Here is an 18,287-nt window from a genome sequence, read left to right on the forward strand (position 1 = left end):
GAGTTATGCAGAAGTTTTATAAAGTATTTTTGGTACTGTTCATCGTGTTTATCGCAATTAATCTTTATGCTTTAGACTGGCAATCGGATATTTTGTCTGAAGATAACCTGAAGTTTGTTTTCTCAATAGCTTCAGCAGCGATAGGTCTTATTTTGCTTTTTGTAATGAATACATGGAGCAAGATCGGAGTAAGAAAATAATTGAATTACAATTTTATATAAAGCCTCTTTCAGTTTGAAGGAGGCTTTTTTATTTCTGTTTCTTGTTGAATTTTAGCTCTCAAATAATAAAAATCTAAACTAAAGAGTTTTGCTCCTTTAGGAGCAGAATCTGTGTAGAAATAAGAATAAGTCTATCAATCAATCCATAAGATTGATATCTATGATACGATACATTTTCTAAAGATAGCGTTCCTACGGAACGCCAAACGTCCTCCTAATATGATTTCTACACAGATAAAACTCTATAGAGTTTTCTGGCATTTTACTTTAAACAAAATGTTGAATCTTTTGCCTTTTTTCGGTCAAATAAAATTTAAAGAAATTTATTATTTCAAAATCACCAGATTTTTCAGAACTGCTTCCGATTTCAGCTCCGTTTCTGTCCATTCTTTTTCGGGACTACTTTGTGCGGTAATTCCGCCGCCTACAAATAAATGAACTGCATTTTTATACAGTTTTGAACAGCGAAGATTAACAAAATACTGTACCGTTTCATCAGTCTCAATTTTAATATATCCTGCGTACAGTTCGCGCGGAAATTTTTCAATCTTCTGAATTTCTTCTCTACAGAAATCTTTCGGAATTCCGCAAACAGCAGGAGTGGGGTGTAATTCCTGAATAATCTGATCTAAGTTTTCAGGCTTAATTTGGGCTTTAAAATCGGTTCGTAGATGCTTGATGTTTCCCGAAATATGATCGTAGGTTTCAGATTCCGTTACGTTTTCAGAATACTGGTTTAAAATATTTCTGATGTATGACGTTACAGGTTTTTGTTCCTCTATTTCCTTTTTCGACCAGTTTTCAGAAACAGGAAGCGTTCCTGCGAGACTCATCGTTTCAAATTCGTACGTTTTTTTACTGAATTTTCCTAAAACTTCTGAAAAAGCGCCCATCCATGAATTTTCGTTATTGATAAAAATATATCTGAATGCATTCGGATAGGATTGACAAAGATGATTAAAGCTTTCTTTCAGATTAATTTCTTCAAAATCGGTAAAAATTTTTCTTCTTGAATAGACCAGTTTCGGAAGCTGATGTTCTTGGATAATCTCAATTACTTTTTCAAGATTTTTTAAATATTCTTCCTTGGTTTCGGCAGCAAATTCATTTTTATCTTCAGATAAAATCTTACTTGAAATAGCTATCTGATTAAAATTTTCGGGGCTTAATTCAATAATTTTTCCTCCAAAATCCGATCGTTTCAATCCATCAAAAGAATAAAAACTGATAGGATTTTCTCCGGAATTTTCATCTGTGGAATACAGTTTTTCGTCGAATGGAAATTTGAAATAAATCATTGTTTGAAGCTTTTTAGAAAATCAGAGTCGGGAAATAATATAAGAAATTCCAACGTTGATTTTTCTTTCTGCAAAGGTATTATTAGTCTTAAAAATCTCAAAATCAAAGTCAGGATTTTTTAAGGAAATATTCTTGATGCTGTAATGCTGATATTCCGCAGAAATGATGAAGCGTCGCAAAAATCTATACTGAAGACCCGCAGAAAATCCGAGATTGGTCTGTGTGCTTTTAAAATCCTCCAGTTTGGTTAAAACATCATTTTCAGGAGTCAGAAACTGCATTTTATAAGTCTGATTATTTAGCAGAATTCCTGCAAACGGACGGAAGTTTTTCCAGTTATACATCAGTTTAAGCTGAAGTGCAAACTCAAAATGTTCATTATTAAACTTCTGAAATAGAAGCGGCTGATTATCTTCGGTAAAATAATATCCGTTCAGAAAAGTGTCTTCTTTGTTGGCATCGAGATCGAAGGATGAATTCCAGTGGTACACATTGGCAGACAGCCAGACTAAAAACTGAGAATCGGAGAAACTTTTGGAAGCCCAGATTCCGATATTTTCTCCGAACTGCGGTTTATTTTCTAAAGCCCAGTTTGTACTTTTTATGCCAAATCCTCCTTCAATTCCGTACTGAAAGCTCACCGGTTTTCGCAATCTTGCTCTTCTTGAAGCCCTCTGTTTGTCGATTTCCTGTTTGTATACATCCGTAACAAATTTCGTTTCCTGAACGGTTGGTGTTTTCATCACAACATCATTCAGCCTGAATTTTAAAGGTTTCATGAGATATACGGTATCATAAACGACTACTTTTTCGTAGACGTAAACCGTATCTATTTTCTTTTTCCTGATTTTCTGTGCAAACGAAAAGTTGACACAGGCGATGAGAAAAAGAAGTATTATTTTTTGGAAGAACATATTCTGCGTTTCAATTTATTTTTCAATAAATACGGTGTCTCTTTTAATGATTTTTTTAACGACAATTACTTTCTTTGGAGCTTCTTCAATGGTGTCGTTTGCAGCCGTTTTTTTTAAAACCGATCTGCTTTTCAATCCTGTTTCATCTCCTCTTATTTCTCTTTTAGCAGTGTTTTTTTCTTCAATTATATTTGTTGCTGACTGATTTACAGCATTATTGTCTGATTTTTCTTTTGAATCAGAATTGGTATTTACGAAGTGGTTTTTTGTCTTTTTACCTACTGTTTCATTATTATCTGTAAGAATTGGTAAAGCTGAATTCTGATTCGTTGAGAAAAAAGAATTCTTCGGATTTAAGAAAAAAACAGACAGAATGATGATGACCAAAAATGTTCCTCCAATAACTGTTTTCTTTTTCAGACTCGTATTGGATGATGAAAATGCAGTGTTATTAATTTTAAGATCGGAAGGAATCTGCAATTTTTTTGATGGCTGAATGGTAAAATCTGCAAATTTACTTTTAAAAGTCTGCGCCCAAAGCAATCCTCCAAGTCCGAAAACAACAAGCAGTTGCGCCATTTTTTTCTTCGGAGTATTTTGATTGACGAAATTCTTCATCAGATAATTCTGAATCGATTTTTTCGCTCTCAAAAGGTGAGATTTTGAGGTATTTACGGTAATTCCCAATAAACCGGAAATTTCTGCATGAGAATGATTTTCAATAAAATACAGATTGAAAACAGATTTGTGATGCGGTGGAAGACTGTCGATGGAAGACAGCAGTTCTTCACTGGTAAAGTCGTAAACGAATACATTTTTCTCTTCTAATAAATGATGGTCCATTTCTGAATAGGTATCTGGGATTTCCAAAGGTTCTGTAGTTACAAAAGTATCTTTGCTGTGTTTGCGGATGTGTTGCAGTGCATTGTTTACCACAATTTTTTTCAGCCATGCAAACAGAGCTTTTTCATCATTCAGCTGATCGTTTTTCTGGATTGCGGTAATGAAACTGTCCTGCACGATGTCTTCCGCCGTATAAATATCATCGACATATCTTCGGCATATTCCCAGAAGTTTCGGGGAATAATCGAGATAGATTTTCTGCCAGTTGAAGTTGCTGTTTTGCTTCATAATTTAATTCGCGACAAATAGTAAGTTATTATTTACCGGAAGTTTTATTAAAATTTTTTGATTTTCTGTTATTAATCATAATTGCTTAATTTTTACGCAAAGGATCGCTAAGATTCTTTTATATACCAACCGTTTTTAAGTTCGCAAAGGTACTTCGACAAGCTCAGCATAAACTATTCACTCAGCAAAGAACTCAAAGATTTTCAATTATGACCAATTACGGATCATCACATAAAATTTAGACCTTTTCAAGATAAAGTTAAATCTTTATACAAATGAACAGGGTCAATAAAAAATAAATTTAAAGTTTTCATGGTTATTATTTTTCTTATAAGATGCAGAAAAAATAAAAGGTTGCAGTAAGAAAATAAAAAAAGCTCAAATTTTTTTGAGCTTGATATTTTTCAGTGAAAATTAAATCTTATCGGTTGATGATATTGTTCGTCATCGTGGTATGATTGATGAGCTGACCTTTTTCATCACGGATCTCTATTTCCGAAACGTGCATTGTTTTTCCTTTTCGGATGAATCTTGCAACGGCTGTTACGATTCCGTCTTTTTTGCTTCTTAAATGGTTGGAATTGATGTTGGTTCCCACTCCGAAATATTTTGAACCATCAATAAAAATATTAGACAGGCTTGAACCCATGGTTTCTGCCAAAACACAGCTTGCGCCACCGTGCATAATTCCGAAAGGCTGATGAATTTTTGGTGAAACAGGCATTGTTGCAGTCAGTGTTTCATTTTCAACATCAATATCTGTGAACTTAATATCCAGAGTTTTTGCAAATGTTTCTCCGCCCCAGTTGTTGATGAATTCTAATATTTCTTCCTTGCTTTTATCTTTTATATACATATTTTAATAATCAGTAATAAGTAATTGGTAATGAGTAATTTTGATAACATCTAACATCTAGTTTCTAACTTCCATCTTCCAGCATCTAGCTTCTATCTTCCTGCCTCTATCTCCTAACCTTTAGCCTCAGTATCATTTCCCATGATATTCGGGTTCCAGTTTTCAGGGATTTTAGGAACTATATCATTTTTTATGTAGTAATCCTGAATTTCCTGCATAATTTCGGTAAATGGTGCCGTTGCAATTCTTTCGTAGGGAATGGTATACCCAAGATAAATGATTTTTCTTTTAAAATCTCCTGCCGCGAGAACGATAGGAACTTTTGCCGCTAAAGCCATGTGGTAAAAACCTTTTCTCCATTTCGGAACCCAGCTTCTTGTTCCTTCCGGAGTGATGACCAGACTGAAATCGTCTTTTTCAAACTGTTTGGCTACGAAATTCACCAGATCATTTTTCTGGCTTCTGTCGATCCCGATTCCGCCCAGACCTTTTACCACGCTTCCGTACCATGCTTTGGTGTGTGCATCTTTGATGATGATTTTTAATGGTTTTTTCAGAGACCAGTAGGATAGGTTTCCTAAAATATATTCCATGTTGTGCGTGTGAGGGGCGACTACAAGAATACATCTGTTCAGAACGTTTTCGTCGCCCTGAAGAACGACTTTCCAGCCCATTAATTTTAGCAGCAGCTTGCCGATCAGCTTTCTCATATAGTTTAGATTAAAAACAAAAAAGTATAACCAAAGTGGTTATACTTTACAAATATATTGAAATATTATCGCTCTTAAAACAGACTGCTGATTAAATCAACAATTTTCATTACAATTTCTAGTGCCAGTTGTACCATGATTATTGAATTTTTATTGAGTGTTTTGGTTTTAATTTTTTACTACACAAATGTAAAGATTTTTATTGAAACAGCGAATAAAATCTTTATATTTTTTCGTTTTCAGTGAGAGAAGAAGAGTGTGAATTTCAAACGGTTGTGTTATTCATTCACACCTTCTGCCACTCTCTGCAGTTTAGTTATTTGGTTTGTATGGAAATTTCGTTTTTATCTTTATCCACTTTGAAGTCGATGTTGGCTCCTTTCATCTTTTTGATGCTGCTTTTCATGGAGTCGATTACCTGATCTGCTTTATTGCTCGGAACTTTTTTTCCGTTAACGATAATGCTGTCTTCATCATCAGAATTGTATTCGATCGTAGAGCCATTTACGGTAATTTTATTTTTTTCGATTTTAATTTTTCCGTCTTCGTCTCTTTCCTGATCGTCATCATTAATTCCGTCTGCGTTAAGATCTCCATCGAAGCTGATTCCGTCTTTTTTCACAGGGATCACTACGGTTTTTAAAGGAAGTACCAGTTCATAATCTATGCTGTAATCTCTGAAACGGTGTTCGTAAGGGTATTTGATGTAGTTCGGAAGAACAATTCTGTTATTTACCACTTCTACAGGAACGCTTACATTTAATGGAAGATTGTATCCTTTAGCTTCTTTTTTAATGATTAAATAAGGTGTTTTTACATCTGCTTTTCTCGTTACATCCACATGCATCCAGTCTCTTTCGTATACAGAAACTTTGTCTGAATAAAGATCATCATCGTATCCTTTAAAGTTTTGCGGAATAGAAACCTGTTTGAAATCTACATAAATACTGTCTGATTGTGTATTGATCGCAATTTCTTCCGTATCTTCTTTATGACCTTTCAGGAACATTTCTCTTTTTGCCATGCTGAACCCGAAATAAGTACCTAAACTGATGAGTGCAAGGAACAAAGCTCCGATTACCCAACCTGTGTTTCTCAGTTTTGTTTTAGGAGAAATTAATTTGATGCTTAATAATCCGAATAACATCGCAGGCAATAAACTTCCTAAAGTAATCAGTGCCATAAGAATGTATTTCATATTATCGTTATCAAAATAGAAGTTCATCTGGCTTACCGGAGGGAAATCGCTGTCTGCTCCCATAAAACCGAATACTACAAATACTCCGATGAGACAAGACAAAGACATAAACCCGAAAATACCCCCTAAAATATATCGTAATACATTCCAAAGTCCGCTTCCGGCGTTATTGATGTAGGATTTGTTTTCGATATAGATTTCTCCGACCCTCTGAGTAGATTCATTGGCAAACTGTACCAATTTATTAGACTCATTCTTAAGATTGTCGAAGTTCATAGGCTTTCCCTTCATTTTCAGGAAATCTGCTGCGGTTTCTGCTTTTGGCAAAACTGCCCAAAGAATAACGTAAAGTAAGAAAACCAAGGTTGAAGAAACGGCTGCCGTGAAGATTCCCAGGATGAAAACACCAAGCCAGATCGCTCTCATCGCAGTGATGTCCATTCCCACGTAATGTGCTAAACCTGCGCAAACACCGGCAATTTTTTGTCTTTCAGGATCTCGGAACAACTGTTTTTTATCAGAATATCCGGTTCCGGAAGTTCCTGTTTTCTTTGTATTTTTCTCAGAATAATATGCTTCTTCCTGCTCTTCGATTTTTTCAGGGCTTCCGATCTGTGCAATTACTCTTTCTACATCCGAGTCGTTAATTACTTCACGTTTTGCCATAGAATCTTTGAAGATTTCTACCATTCTGATTTCTATGTCATGCATTACCTCATCTGCTTCCGAAGCGTCCAGAGAGCTTCTCAGAGCATTCAGGTAATCGCTAAGTTTTATGTATGCGTGTTCTTCTATGGTAAAAGAAAAACCTGCGAGTCCTATTGAGAGTGTCTTGTTCATAGCTTTGTTTTTAATTTTTTTGAGTGATTTGGTTGACTGAATTGGTTAATTCGTTCCAGGTATTTTGAAGTTCATCTAAAAATAATTTACCTTTTTCTGTAATCTGGTAATATTTTCTGGGTGGTCCTCCCGTAGATTCTTCCCATCTGTATGAAAGGAACTCACCGTTTTTTAATCTTGTTAAAAGAGGGTAGAGTGTTCCTTCTACGACATCCAGTTTTCCTTTTTTCAGTTCATCTATTAAGTCGGAAACGTACATTTCACGATGATTGATGAGACTTAAAATACAGAATTCCAGAATTCCTTTTCGCATTTGCGCTTTGGTATTTTCAGTATTCATCTTTAATAAGTTTTGTTAATTAGTTGTATAATTTTCGAAACCCGGAACCTAGCTAGTTGTACCTGTTTCGATTTTACATTACAAAGATATGTAAATAAAATGGTATTATGCAATACAAAGTAGTAAAAAAAATTAAATAAATTATTTAACTAATTGATAATCAGTTTAATTGTTTTTTACTGGAAAATTTTAGAAATATGAATTTTAGGAAATTCAGGTTAAATTTTTAATAATTTTACCTTTTAAGCTCACTGTTCTTAAGGTAACCAAAGCTTTTTTCTGTAATTCTTTATGATATGATCTAAAAGTGTAGCTTTTATAGAATCTACGGACGATAAGTGCCATTTCTATCATGGCAAAGTGTTCTCCAATGCAGAGTCTCGGTCCTGCTCCGAAAGGATAATAAGCGAAATTTTTAGCATTTTCATCATCAAAACGTTCCGGAATAAAGGAATTTGGATTGTTCCAATATTTTGGATTCCTATGAAGTCCGCTGATGTAAAGAATAATGAAAGTTCCTTTTTTCCAAGAGTAATTTTTAAAGCTGTCGTCTTCTAAAGCCTGTCTGTCAATTGCCCATGCCGGAGAATGCAGCCGCATTGCTTCTTTGATAATATTCGTGGTATAAGATTTTTTCATTAAGCTTTCTGTCCCGAAAGCGTTTACTCCTTCTGCTGCAATTTCAGCCTTTAGCTTTTGTTCAGATTCAGGATTTTGACTGATCTCAAAAAAGATAAAGCTTAATGCATTGGCTGTTGTTTCGTGTCCTGCAATGAAAAGAATGAGCATTTCATCAATAAGTTGTTCATCAGACATCGGAAGCTGCGTGTCTTCATATCTCGCCTGAATAAGCATATCTAGCAAATCATTTTTTTCTTCCTTCGAATTTCTGCGTTTATCCAGAACACCCTGAATAATATTTTTGGCTTCAGTACTTTTCTTGATCATTTTATCGATGACACCAATACTTTTCAAAAATTGTGAATAGAAAGGTATTCTTACTTCTTTGGCAAAAACTTCCTGAACTTCTGTAATAATTTTCCCAAGTTCTTTTACGCTTTCTTCATTAATATCCGAACTGAAAAGTGTTTTTGCAACAATATTAAAAGTCAGGGTATGGAAAAAATCATGCAGATCGATTTCAGGTTCATCAGGAAAAGGCGTAAAAGCTTTATTTATTTCTTCGTTCATGATAGAGATCAATTCAGCAATTTTAGCTTTACTAAAACCGGGCTGTATAAGTCTCCTTTGTTTCAGCCAATCTTTTCCATTGTTCGTAAGCAGTCCTTTCCCGAGATATTTTCTTAAAGTAACAGACTGGATATCAGATTTAAAATAATTTTTCTGGTTTTGTTTTAAAATATATTCGATGAATTCCTTATCCTGAGAAAAGATAAAATTCTTATTCGTTAAAGTAGCTTTAAGGTAATAAGTATCTCCTGCAATGGCATGATTTCCACTGATTACTTCCAAGGGATTATTTACTCCGTAAAAAAGAGAATACAGTTTTCGTTTTCCTTTGATTTCTGCAGGATAATTGTAATTTGGCGTCATACATAATATTTAAATAAATGTAATACTAATCTGTGAATTAAAACAGGTTTACAGTCAAAAGTCTTATTTTTGTACAGCTTTTTTATCATCAATCCCGTAAAATGGATGATGAAATTTTAAACAAAATAAATATGAAGATACAAAAGGAAATCGATTTTATTCTTGCTGTTGATGCCCTGAAAAATGTACAGCGAAGAAATTATAATGCAGATGATTCCAGAAGGGAAAATACGGCAGAACATTCGTGGCAGATTATTATTCTGGCGCAGATTCTGTTTCCTTATGCGAAAAACAGAGCGGATATTGATCTTTTGAGAGTGATCAGAATGCTGTCGATTCACGATTTGGTTGAAATTGAAGCAGGGGATACTTTTATATTTGATGAAGCTGCCATGGTCGGAAAATTTGAAAGAGAGAAAGTTTCGGCTCAGAAGATCTTCGGAATTTTAGATGAACCGCTGCGCTCAGAATTTTTTAACCTTTGGCTGGAATTTGAAGAAGAGCAGACTCCCGATGCTGTTTTTGCCTGTGCAATTGACCGCATTATGCCTTTTATCTTAAATTCCCACACTTCAGGAAAGAGCTGGACAGAAGCCGGAGTCACGGAAAAACAAATCAGAAATATGCTGGAAAATGCCATTGTAAGGGCTTCGGATGAACTGGGAGAAGCTTTTCAGATGTTGTTAATTAAAAATCTTGAGACCGAAAAGGTATTGAAATAAAAGTTTCGGCGGGCAAAGCCCGCCGAAACCGCTTTAAAGAACATTTTGAAAATATTGGTTTCCGGCGACCGAAGGTCGCCGGAACCTTTTTATAATATTTGAATTGGCTTCTTAAATTCATCAATCGCTACAAAAGTAAAATCTCCTACAATGGCTCTTTCCCTTTCATAAGAATACATCTGTTCCGTAAAAATTTCTACATTTACTTTCATGCTTGTTTTTCCTACGTGAACAACTTTTCCGATTAACTCCACAATCGTTCCTGCGGGGATCGATCTTTTAAAATCAATCTTATCGCTGCTTACGGTTACCACGCGTTTTCTTGCAAATCTTGTTGCTGCAATAAAAGCCACTTCATCCATTAGCTGCATCGCCGTACCTCCGAAAAGAGTATCGTAATGATTGGTTGTGTTTGGGAAAACCGCTTTAAAAATTCGGGTTTCGGATGCTTCAATTCTTTCTTCTGTAGTCATATATCATTATTATTAAAGCGAAATGAAAATATCGGAACAACAGAAAAAGCAGAGACAGAAATCTCTGAGTATCCATTAGATAAATAAACTTCAAATCGCGAAAGTTTTTTGTTGTTAAGAAAAAGGCAGGTCTCCTGACTTGTAACCTCTTTATTTCCTTCCCATGACTTTGCACAGTGGATTTTTAATAAAGAATTCCGTTACTTACAGTTGCGCGACAGTTCGTGATTTTCACACGATTCCCTTTTAATCTGCAGTTAAGCAAAACCAGTTTCCTGAAAAGTGATAAGCTTATAAAATCTAAAGTCACACTTTTCGATGACAAAAATAATGATTATTGATGAATTATTCAGGAGTTTTATAAATGATCTGGCTCTCAGCTTTTCCCTGCTTGATTGTCCATATTGTTGTGTAGCGGTTTTCGCCTGAACCGTTAATCATATAAAGAAAAATATGATCGTTATCGATGGCGGTTACGCCCACGTTTTCAAAATCCATAGCAGGCTGAAACATATTTTTAATGGCATCTCTTACAAAAACAGAACCTCTTCCGGGTTGCTGGACGCGTACAGATTTTATTTCCATTAAACCTTCCGGCAATTCTTTTCCTACGCCCCAGACTTTTACCTTGTCTATTTTAACGATGTTTCCGTTAGAATCTTTTTCCTGCTTTTTGATTTGTGCATAAGAAGGATAAACATCAATGATAACTTTTGTTCTCTGGTTTCCTGGAATTTTGGGATTGGTATCATCTGTAAAAATCAGAGACTTTCCGTTTTTCGATTTAGAAGGCGTAAATTTTGGTAAATTATCAACGAAAACAATACGGTTTTTATTCACCATTCCTTCCTTGATGATGCTGTCATATCTTACGAAAGGTTTTTCGGTGTCTTCTTTTTCAGGATATTTTATCCAGATCCATTCTGTTTCTCCCGGTGCAGGTTTTTCGTAAATAAAAACATCTCCGGTTTTCATACGGATCTTGTCAATTATTTTTCGGTAATCGTCTTTATGGACACGCACCATGGCATAACCTTCTTCAGCTTTTACCACGCCGAAAGGCACTTTATTCTGTCCCTTCGCAAAAGCAAAAGAAAAAATACTGAACACTGAAAGATAAAAAGCTTTTTTTCCGGAAACCATCATGAAAATTTTTTTGAAAGTTCAAATATATAAATTAAATATTCTTCGGAAGATAATTATACTGCTGCAATTCTTTAAAATCTTTAATTTGCTTCAGATACGTATCAGAAAGCAGATAAATTTCATCTGAAATATCCAAAACCTCCTGATAACGGTGATCTGAAATAATAAATCCCTTATGCTGAGACTGTTCTTTGATCATTTTTTGAATTTCAGAAATCATTTTCGGTGATAAAGCGTTAAAAGGTTCATCCAGAAGAACAAATTTCGAATCGGAATAGACCATTAAAATAACTTCAACAATTTTTTTCTCGCCGCCTGAAAGGTTTCGTGAAGATGTATTCAAAAAAGGTTTTAGCAGATCTGATTTAAAAAGCAGATCCGCGTTTTCTTTAGTACAGAAAAGAGAGATCAGGTTTTTTATTTTAATACCTTTCGGAAGAAATGAGTATTGAGGTAAATAAGCAATTCTTCCTTTCCTGTCCATCTGATTTTGCAGGACTTTATCATCCACTCTGATAAACTGAGAATCTCCCTTCTCGATCCCGAAAATAATTTTTAAAAGAGTAGATTTTCCCGTACCGTTTCTTCCCAGCAGACCGATTACCTTTCCCGTTTCACAACTGATGTAGATATCTCTTAGGATTTTCTTTTCATTAAAAGATTTTGTGAGGCTGTCAATATGTAATCTGCTCATATTAGTTTTGTAACTATATTAATGATTACACTTAATGAAAAAGTAAAGATCCAGAGAAATAATCTTGAAAACCCGAAATTGGCAAAGAAAGAATATTCTTCTTTTAGCCTCAATTCATAGATGAGGTAATGAAAAACCGGAAAAAATAATAAGAAGCATAATCCGAAATTGGCAGCAGTAAAACCAAGCAGGATATTCATCAGCAAAGAAAAGAGAACAGCAGGAATCAGTAATTTTACATAGAAAATCCAGAGAATCCTTATATTTTTAACCATATATCTGTTTAAATTAATTTTGAATTCAACCAAAGTTACATCAATTGATTATAAAGCTTCTACTAAAATATCTTAAGCTCTCAAAAGAATAAAAATCTGAAATTTTTTAGAAACTGATAACTAAATATCGTTAAATTTTCTCCAGATCTTTTTTTGACAAAAACAGATAAGAATAGATTCCAAAGAAAAGAAAAACAACTGAAAATAAAGCGGCAGCAATATAAAAAGCTCCTCCAAAACTGTACGCAATATTTATTTTTCCATCCATTCCCATTCCTGTAGTATGTTCCATATCTTCCATTTTTGCTTTAAAACTGAGATAAAATCCCAAAAGACCAAGAAGTCCGGCTACAGAAAATCCAAGATGATAAAGATATTTGTTTCGTAAGGTTTTCATCAATTGCACAGCAATTCCTGCTACTGCCATTAGAAAAGAAAGAATAACAAACAGATTCGGCGAAATATCTCCTTTGTCACTTTCTTCCCGAGAATCATCGGATGAAGACGTATGATCTTCCTGATTGCTTACGGAAGATGCATAAGGAGAACTTTTTTTAATGCTTTCTCTCATTCTTTCGTCCATTTTTTGCTTAGAAACTCCCGTTATCAGATCAGTTCCCTTTACAGACATCAAAGTAACGTTACCGCATTTCACAAGGAAAAAGGGAAATAAAAAACAAAGGATAATTACAGTATAGCTCGGTATCGGCAGAAAGTCGGACAGCATTTTTAAGGTCTTCATAAATTATTGTTTGGGGTAAAAATATAAAATTTAAAATAAAAGAGCGTCCTGAACAGACGCTCTCATGAGATATTTTGTAAGCACATTACTCTTTTCTGAGCTTTGCTTTTACATTATTTTCTGTAATCATTCTTCGCAATCCGGTAATCTGCTCCTTTGTAAAATACTTTTTCGGGACCATATTCATCGTCTGTGCACTTTGGTAGATCAGAAACCATTCTTTATTTTCCTTCACTTTATAAACTGTATTCCATGCAAATTCTGCATCAAAAGTTTCTCCTTCCGTACGGATTTTCTCTTCCGTAAAAATGTACGTAATGTTTTCCTGAATCTTTTTATTGGAACTGAAAACAAATCTCAGCCGCAAAAAAGACCGGATCACGAAAAACAAAAACATAATTCCGAGCCACATTGAAGCCGAAAGCAAAATTTCCTGTTCAGAATTGCCATCCGCAAACAGTTTTACAATAAAGAAAAGCAAAATCAGCAAAGGAAAAGCAATAAGCCTTATTAAAGAACTTTTGAGATGAAATATCAGAAAATCCTTAAAACTGATATGAGTTTTTACCGTTATCATTTAAATTCTTTCCAGTTCGTCTGCGTCAATTGTTGTTTTGAATGTTCCGTAATTCACGATCACTTTATTCCGTGAAATTTTTTCAATCGTTCCCACACTTGTGCTGCCGGAAATACGGACGCGCTGCCCGACTTTCATCCAGAGAGCGCGGTCGGTTTTGCGTTTTTCCTCCAGTTTTTCATTGGTTTCCGTAATTTTTTCAATCACTTCCTCCTTTTTAAGCTGTTGGGTTATCTTCCTTTTTACAACCTGCAGACGTTTGGATTCATCTTTATCTGCACCCAGTTTTCTGAATTTTTCCTGCTCAAGAATTTTTACAAAATCTTTTACCACATCTTTTCTGGACTTTCCTTTTACGTAGCTGTCGATAAAAGCCTCAATCTTGTTCCCGAACTGCAGTTTACGGTGCTCTTCTTCATATAATTTCTGGAAATTGAATAGCTTCTGCTGAAGCTGCTCATTCAGTTTCTGAAGGTTATCGCGTTTGTCTTCTACAGATTCCTTTCTTTCGGCAAGATCGGTTTTAAGCTTTTCCACTTCATATTTTTCCTGCTGAAGCTTTACAATCGTTTTATCCAGATTTACAATATCATGTTCCACCTTTTTCTTGGCAGAATGAATAATGAATCTCGGAATTTTATTCTTTTCCGCCACCTCAAAAGTAAATGAACTTCCCGCTTGTCCCACTTCCAGTTTGTACATCGGTTCCAATGTTTCTTCATTGAATAACATTGCTGCATTCTGAGCATTCGGGAGCTGTTCCACAACAAGTTTAATATTGGTGTAGTGCGTCGTAATAATCGCAAAACTTTTTTTGTCATAGAAAAACTCAAGGAAACTTTCTGCTAAAGCACCTCCCAGTTCAGGATCGGAACCTGTACCGAATTCATCGATTAGTAAAAGTGTATTCGCTTCAGCTTCACGAATGATTCCCGACATTTTCTTCAGTCTGGATGAATACGTTGAAAGGTGATTTTCAATTGACTGATTATCCCCAATATCGGTCATGATTTTATCAAAGAAAAACATTTCCGATTTGGGATGGGTCGGAACCAGAATTCCGCTCTGGATCATCAGTTGAAGCAAACCAACCGTTTTCAGCGTAATGGATTTTCCTCCCGCATTCGGTCCGGAAATACAGATGATTCTGTTGTGTTCCGTTAAACTCAGCGTTTGAGGATAGATCGTTTTATTTTCCGCTTTATTTCTTAAAAACAGCAAAGGATGGAACGCTTCTTTTAATCTTAATGTTTTATGGCGGTTGATTTTTGGTAAAACACCATTGATGAGTTCCGCAAATTTAGCCTTCGCTCTCGTTAAATCAAGGTCGAAAATATACTTCTGATATCTCCAGAGCTGAGGTTGAAATTCCGCTAGTTCTGCGGTAAGCTGTCTTAAGATCTTATCAATTTCCTTTTTCTCTTCCTCCTCACTTTCACGAAGCTTGAAATAATGCTTTACTACGGAATCCGGCTGAATATAAGTGATAGAACCGGTTTTTGAAAGTCCCAAAACTCTTCCCGGAACTCTTCTTTTGAAACCCGATTTTACCGCTAAAACTCTTTGGTCATCAATAATCGTTTCGCGGATATCATCCAGAAAATCACTCTGTCCATAAGTTGTTAACGCACGGTTAAAGTTTTCCTGAATCGCTTTTTTGGCGTGTTGAATTTCACTTCTTAATCCTTTTAAAGCTGGGGAAGCTTCGCTTTTAACCTCACCAAAACGGTTGAATACTTTATCAACTTTATCAATAATCTCTTTTCTGAATTCCAGAACAGAAACATCTTCCATGAGAGTAGGGAAGGTTTCCGGCATGGTCGGGAAGAACTTCTGCAGTTTCCCGATTTGCTCCGTGATGGTTTTGATTTTGATGAAAGCGCTGTTTTCCAGTCGGTAATTTTCGATCAGCATTAGCTTCAGCTCACTTTCGATATCTTCATATTCATCAAACGGAATTGCATTTGAACTTTCAAAACTCGAAAGATATTCGGAAGTTTTTTTCAATGAAAGTTCTGCCTCGTCTATTTCCATCGGACGAAGTTGAAGAATTTTTTCTCTTGTTTTCGGAGAATACGCAAAGGGAGAAATTTCCGCGAGCAATTGCGGAAACTCTAATTCGTTTAAATCTTCTTTATTTATATACACACTGCAAAGATAATTAATTTGAAAATGAAATAATTTGAGAATTTGAAAATGATTTATTGATTTGATCTCTTTTATTAATATAAGCTTCGGCAAGTGCAGTTTATACTTTTAAAGCTTCGTTTGTATTCGGGATGTTACCTTTTGTAAAGTTTTTTTGAAATCATTAATGTGCTGTATAATTAAGTAATGGCTGATTTAATTTTAAAACCTCACAGGTTTCAAAAACCTGTGAGGTTTACCACTATTTAACAATTAGATTTAATTTTTGAACTTTAGGCTGACTTTTCGAATAAAATTTTTTGTGATTTTTGAGTCAGAAATTAATGAGTTTGATTACTAAGTTTATTTTAAAACCTCACAGGTTTTCGAAAACCTGTGAGGTTTACCACTATTTAACAATTAGATTTAATTTTTGAACTTTAGGTCGATTTCTTTTAATAAAATTTTTTGTGATTTTTGAGTCAGAAATTAATGAGTTTAATTACTAAATTTCTTTTAAAACCTCACAGGTTTCAAAAACCTGTGAGGTTTGTTTACCACTATTTAACAATTAGATTTAATTTTTGAACTTTAGGCTGACTTCTTTTAATAAAATTTTCGTGTTTTTTGGTCGAAATTAATAAGTTTAATTTACTAAATTTATGTAAGTTTGAACTATGAAGCTAGAAACCGAAAGATTAATTCTCAAACCCATCGACGAGAGTTATACAGAAGACATTCTAAAGATCAGAAGCAATGAAACCATTAACCAGTTCGTACACCGAAATCCTCCTAAAAATAATTATGATGCGCTTCAGTTTATTTTAACCATTAAAGAAAATACCCGAAATCAGAAATCTTTTTACTGGGGAATTTCTTTAAAAGACCAACCAAATCTGATTGGAACCATTTGTCTATGGAATTTTTCCGAAGACCGAAAAGAAGCAGAAGTCGGTTATGAATTATTACCGGAGTATCACAGAAAAGGAATCATGTCGGAAGCTTTGGCTGCAGTCGTGGATTTTGCATTTAAAAATTTACATTTGCAGGAAATTGTTGCGATGACGCATAAACTCAATGAAAATTCAAAAGGACTTCTTTTAAAACATGATTTTGTATTGCAGGAAGATAGGAAGGATGAAGATTTTCTGGAGAATCTGGTTTTTAGCTTGAAGAAATAAATTTCTTTGTCATTTCGACGGAGGAGAAATCTCTTTTTATTTTAATCATTAAATTTGCATAGATTCTTCATTACGCTTTGCTTCATTCAGAATGACAGGTTGGCGTAAAAATTGAATTTTCAAATTAATTCATTCTCAAATTTTCAAATTAAAAAAATGACCTGGACAGAAATATTAGCCCCCATAAAAAACACCCCATACTTTACCAACCTTTGGGAAAAAGTAAAGCAGGAATATGCAGCCACTAAAGTTTTTCCACCAAAAAATCAGATTTTCAGAGCGTTGGAAATTACGCCTTTTGAAGATATTGAAGTAGTGATCATCGGACAGGATCCTTATCATAATGATTATCAGGCGAATGGTTTATGTTTTTCTGTTTCTGAACAGGTTGCCGCGCCGCCTTCTCTGAAAAATATTTTTATTGAATTAAAAGATGATTTAGGTGTTGAAAGAACTTCAAAAGAATTGGACGATTGGGGAAAACAAGGAGTTTTACTGTTGAATGCAACTTTAACCGTTCGTGCGCATTCTCCTAATTCACACAAAGATTTGGGATGGGAAAAATTTACAGATTTCATCATCAAAGAAATTTCAGATAAAAAAGAAAACGTTGTTTTTGTTCTTTGGGGCGCTTTTGCACAAAAAAAAGCCGAACTCATCGATCCGGCTAAACATTTTATTTTAAAATCTGCTCATCCCTCTCCGTTTTCCGTGTATAGAGGATTCTTCGGAAGCAGACCTTTTTCAAAAATTAATGAATATCTTGTTTCAAAAGGGAAGAAACCTATTTCATGGTAGGATTTTCTCCTCCTTTTTTAATGGTAATTCCTATTTTATACTTTCCGTTCAAAGCCTTTGCTCCGTCTGCAGAAGCCGGATAAGGCTGAACATCCGTTAAAGAAATAGTATATCCGTTAAATGCAGCCGACTGATGATAGTTTCTGCCTTCATTATCCATAGTAGCTAAATTAAGAACCATTGGTCGGGTTGCAGTTCCCATTACTTCAACCTGCGCTACGGCAACTCCCGCCCAAATGCAGTTTACTCCTTTTGGACAGCGGCTGTCTTCCGATATTCCTTTAAAGGTTACATTCATTTCATATTCTTTCAGAAATTTATTTTCTCCTTCATTGAAATAAATGATTTCGCCATCTTTATTGGTTACTTTTGTAACGCCTGTTTTATCCGTGTTCACTTTTAATTTATTTTTCTTTTGAGCATTGCAGTTCATTAAAAATAACGAACTTAAACTCAGGATAAGGATTTTATGAAACATAATTTTTTATT

General features: G+C 34.7%; 20 protein-coding genes and 1 riboswitch. Of the genes, 4 read left to right on the top strand and 16 right to left on the bottom strand.

Features of this window, described 5'->3' with window-relative positions:
- Positions 1-5: 5 nt before the first annotated feature.
- Positions 6-200 carry a hypothetical protein gene (locus KKI44_RS21435; RefSeq protein ID WP_076392320.1) on the top strand — a complete coding sequence of 65 codons (195 nt, stop codon included), beginning with the start codon at positions 6-8 and terminating at the stop codon, positions 198-200.
- A gap of 347 nt (positions 201-547) precedes the next feature.
- Here KKI44_RS21435 and KKI44_RS21440 read toward each other — a convergent pair whose 3' ends face one another.
- The 8 genes from KKI44_RS21440 to KKI44_RS21475 all read right to left on the bottom strand — a co-directional run bounded on the left by KKI44_RS21440 (position 548) and on the right by KKI44_RS21475 (position 9,063).
- Positions 548-1,519 carry a chorismate-binding protein gene (locus tag KKI44_RS21440; RefSeq protein WP_214589056.1) on the bottom strand — a complete coding sequence of 324 codons (972 nt, stop codon included), beginning with the start codon at positions 1,517-1,519 and terminating at the stop codon, positions 548-550.
- A 21-nt stretch (positions 1,520-1,540) separates the two neighbouring features.
- Positions 1,541-2,434, bottom strand: a complete 894-nt coding sequence (locus KKI44_RS21445; protein WP_214589057.1) for an outer membrane beta-barrel protein — start codon at positions 2,432-2,434, stop codon at positions 1,541-1,543.
- A gap of 15 nt (positions 2,435-2,449) precedes the next feature.
- Entirely contained in the window at positions 2,450-3,565 is a 1,116-nt protein-coding gene (locus KKI44_RS21450; RefSeq protein WP_214589058.1) for an RNA polymerase sigma factor, read from the bottom strand.
- A 421-nt stretch (positions 3,566-3,986) separates the two neighbouring features.
- Positions 3,987-4,421 carry a PaaI family thioesterase gene (locus KKI44_RS21455; protein ID WP_262911587.1) on the bottom strand — a complete coding sequence of 145 codons (435 nt, stop codon included), beginning with the start codon at positions 4,419-4,421 and terminating at the stop codon, positions 3,987-3,989.
- 113 nt (positions 4,422-4,534) lie between these two features.
- Positions 4,535-5,131, bottom strand: a complete 597-nt coding sequence (locus KKI44_RS21460) for a 1-acyl-sn-glycerol-3-phosphate acyltransferase (protein ID WP_214589059.1) — start codon at positions 5,129-5,131, stop codon at positions 4,535-4,537.
- A gap of 316 nt (positions 5,132-5,447) precedes the next feature.
- On the bottom strand, positions 5,448-7,169 hold the full coding sequence (locus KKI44_RS21465; protein WP_214589060.1) for a PspC domain-containing protein: 1,722 nt from the start codon (positions 7,167-7,169) through the stop codon (positions 5,448-5,450).
- A gap of 10 nt (positions 7,170-7,179) precedes the next feature.
- Positions 7,180-7,509 carry a PadR family transcriptional regulator gene (locus KKI44_RS21470; protein ID WP_072952756.1) on the bottom strand — a complete coding sequence of 110 codons (330 nt, stop codon included), beginning with the start codon at positions 7,507-7,509 and terminating at the stop codon, positions 7,180-7,182.
- Between the two features lie 213 nt (positions 7,510-7,722).
- A complete protein-coding gene (locus KKI44_RS21475) occupies positions 7,723-9,063 on the bottom strand; it encodes a cytochrome P450 (protein WP_214589061.1) in 1,341 nt (446 codons plus the stop codon).
- 131 nt (positions 9,064-9,194) lie between these two features.
- Between KKI44_RS21475 and KKI44_RS21480 the strand changes: the two genes are divergently transcribed.
- Positions 9,195-9,785, top strand: a complete 591-nt coding sequence (locus KKI44_RS21480; protein ID WP_214589062.1) for an HD domain-containing protein — start codon at positions 9,195-9,197, stop codon at positions 9,783-9,785.
- An 89-nt stretch (positions 9,786-9,874) separates the two neighbouring features.
- Here KKI44_RS21480 and KKI44_RS21485 read toward each other — a convergent pair whose 3' ends face one another.
- The 7 genes from KKI44_RS21485 to KKI44_RS21515 form a co-directional block, all read right to left on the bottom strand.
- Positions 9,875-10,258, bottom strand: a complete 384-nt coding sequence (locus KKI44_RS21485) for an acyl-CoA thioesterase (protein WP_076392338.1) — start codon at positions 10,256-10,258, stop codon at positions 9,875-9,877.
- A 106-nt stretch (positions 10,259-10,364) separates the two neighbouring features.
- A riboswitch (cobalamin riboswitch) is annotated at positions 10,365-10,545 on the bottom strand.
- Positions 10,546-10,603: 58 nt separating this feature from the next.
- Positions 10,604-11,404 (bottom strand): hypothetical protein, encoded by an 801-nt coding sequence (locus tag KKI44_RS21490; RefSeq protein WP_214589063.1) that lies wholly within the window; start codon positions 11,402-11,404, stop codon positions 10,604-10,606.
- A gap of 31 nt (positions 11,405-11,435) precedes the next feature.
- Entirely contained in the window at positions 11,436-12,098 is a 663-nt protein-coding gene (locus tag KKI44_RS21495) for an ATP-binding cassette domain-containing protein (protein WP_214589064.1), read from the bottom strand.
- Positions 12,095-12,373, bottom strand: a complete 279-nt coding sequence (locus KKI44_RS21500; protein ID WP_214589065.1) for a hypothetical protein — start codon at positions 12,371-12,373, stop codon at positions 12,095-12,097. The genes KKI44_RS21495 and KKI44_RS21500 overlap by 4 nt, the downstream gene beginning before the upstream one ends.
- Positions 12,374-12,503: 130 nt before the next feature.
- Positions 12,504-13,115, bottom strand: coding sequence for a hypothetical protein (locus KKI44_RS21505; RefSeq protein ID WP_214589066.1), 612 nt, complete (start codon positions 13,113-13,115; stop codon positions 12,504-12,506).
- An 85-nt stretch (positions 13,116-13,200) separates the two neighbouring features.
- Entirely contained in the window at positions 13,201-13,692 is a 492-nt protein-coding gene (locus tag KKI44_RS21510; RefSeq protein WP_214589067.1) for a YcxB family protein, read from the bottom strand.
- Entirely contained in the window at positions 13,693-15,840 is a 2,148-nt protein-coding gene (locus KKI44_RS21515; protein ID WP_214589068.1) for an endonuclease MutS2, read from the bottom strand.
- Positions 15,841-16,496: 656 nt separating this feature from the next.
- On the opposite strand from KKI44_RS21515, the gene KKI44_RS21520 reads away from it, so the two are divergent.
- Positions 16,497-17,000: a GNAT family N-acetyltransferase gene (locus KKI44_RS21520; RefSeq protein ID WP_214589069.1), complete on the top strand. Its 504-nt coding sequence runs from the start codon at positions 16,497-16,499 to the stop codon at positions 16,998-17,000.
- A gap of 156 nt (positions 17,001-17,156) precedes the next feature.
- Positions 17,157-17,798 (top strand): uracil-DNA glycosylase, encoded by a 642-nt coding sequence (locus tag KKI44_RS21525; RefSeq protein ID WP_214589070.1) that lies wholly within the window; start codon positions 17,157-17,159, stop codon positions 17,796-17,798.
- Here KKI44_RS21525 and KKI44_RS21530 read toward each other — a convergent pair.
- Positions 17,785-18,276 (bottom strand): hypothetical protein, encoded by a 492-nt coding sequence (locus KKI44_RS21530; protein ID WP_214589071.1) that lies wholly within the window; start codon positions 18,274-18,276, stop codon positions 17,785-17,787. The genes KKI44_RS21525 and KKI44_RS21530 overlap by 14 nt on opposite strands.
- Positions 18,277-18,287 lie beyond the last annotated feature (11 nt).

The organism is Chryseobacterium sp. ZHDP1, from assembly GCF_018603435.1.
GTDB classification, from domain to species: Bacteria; Bacteroidota; Bacteroidia; order Flavobacteriales; family Weeksellaceae; genus Chryseobacterium; species Chryseobacterium indicum.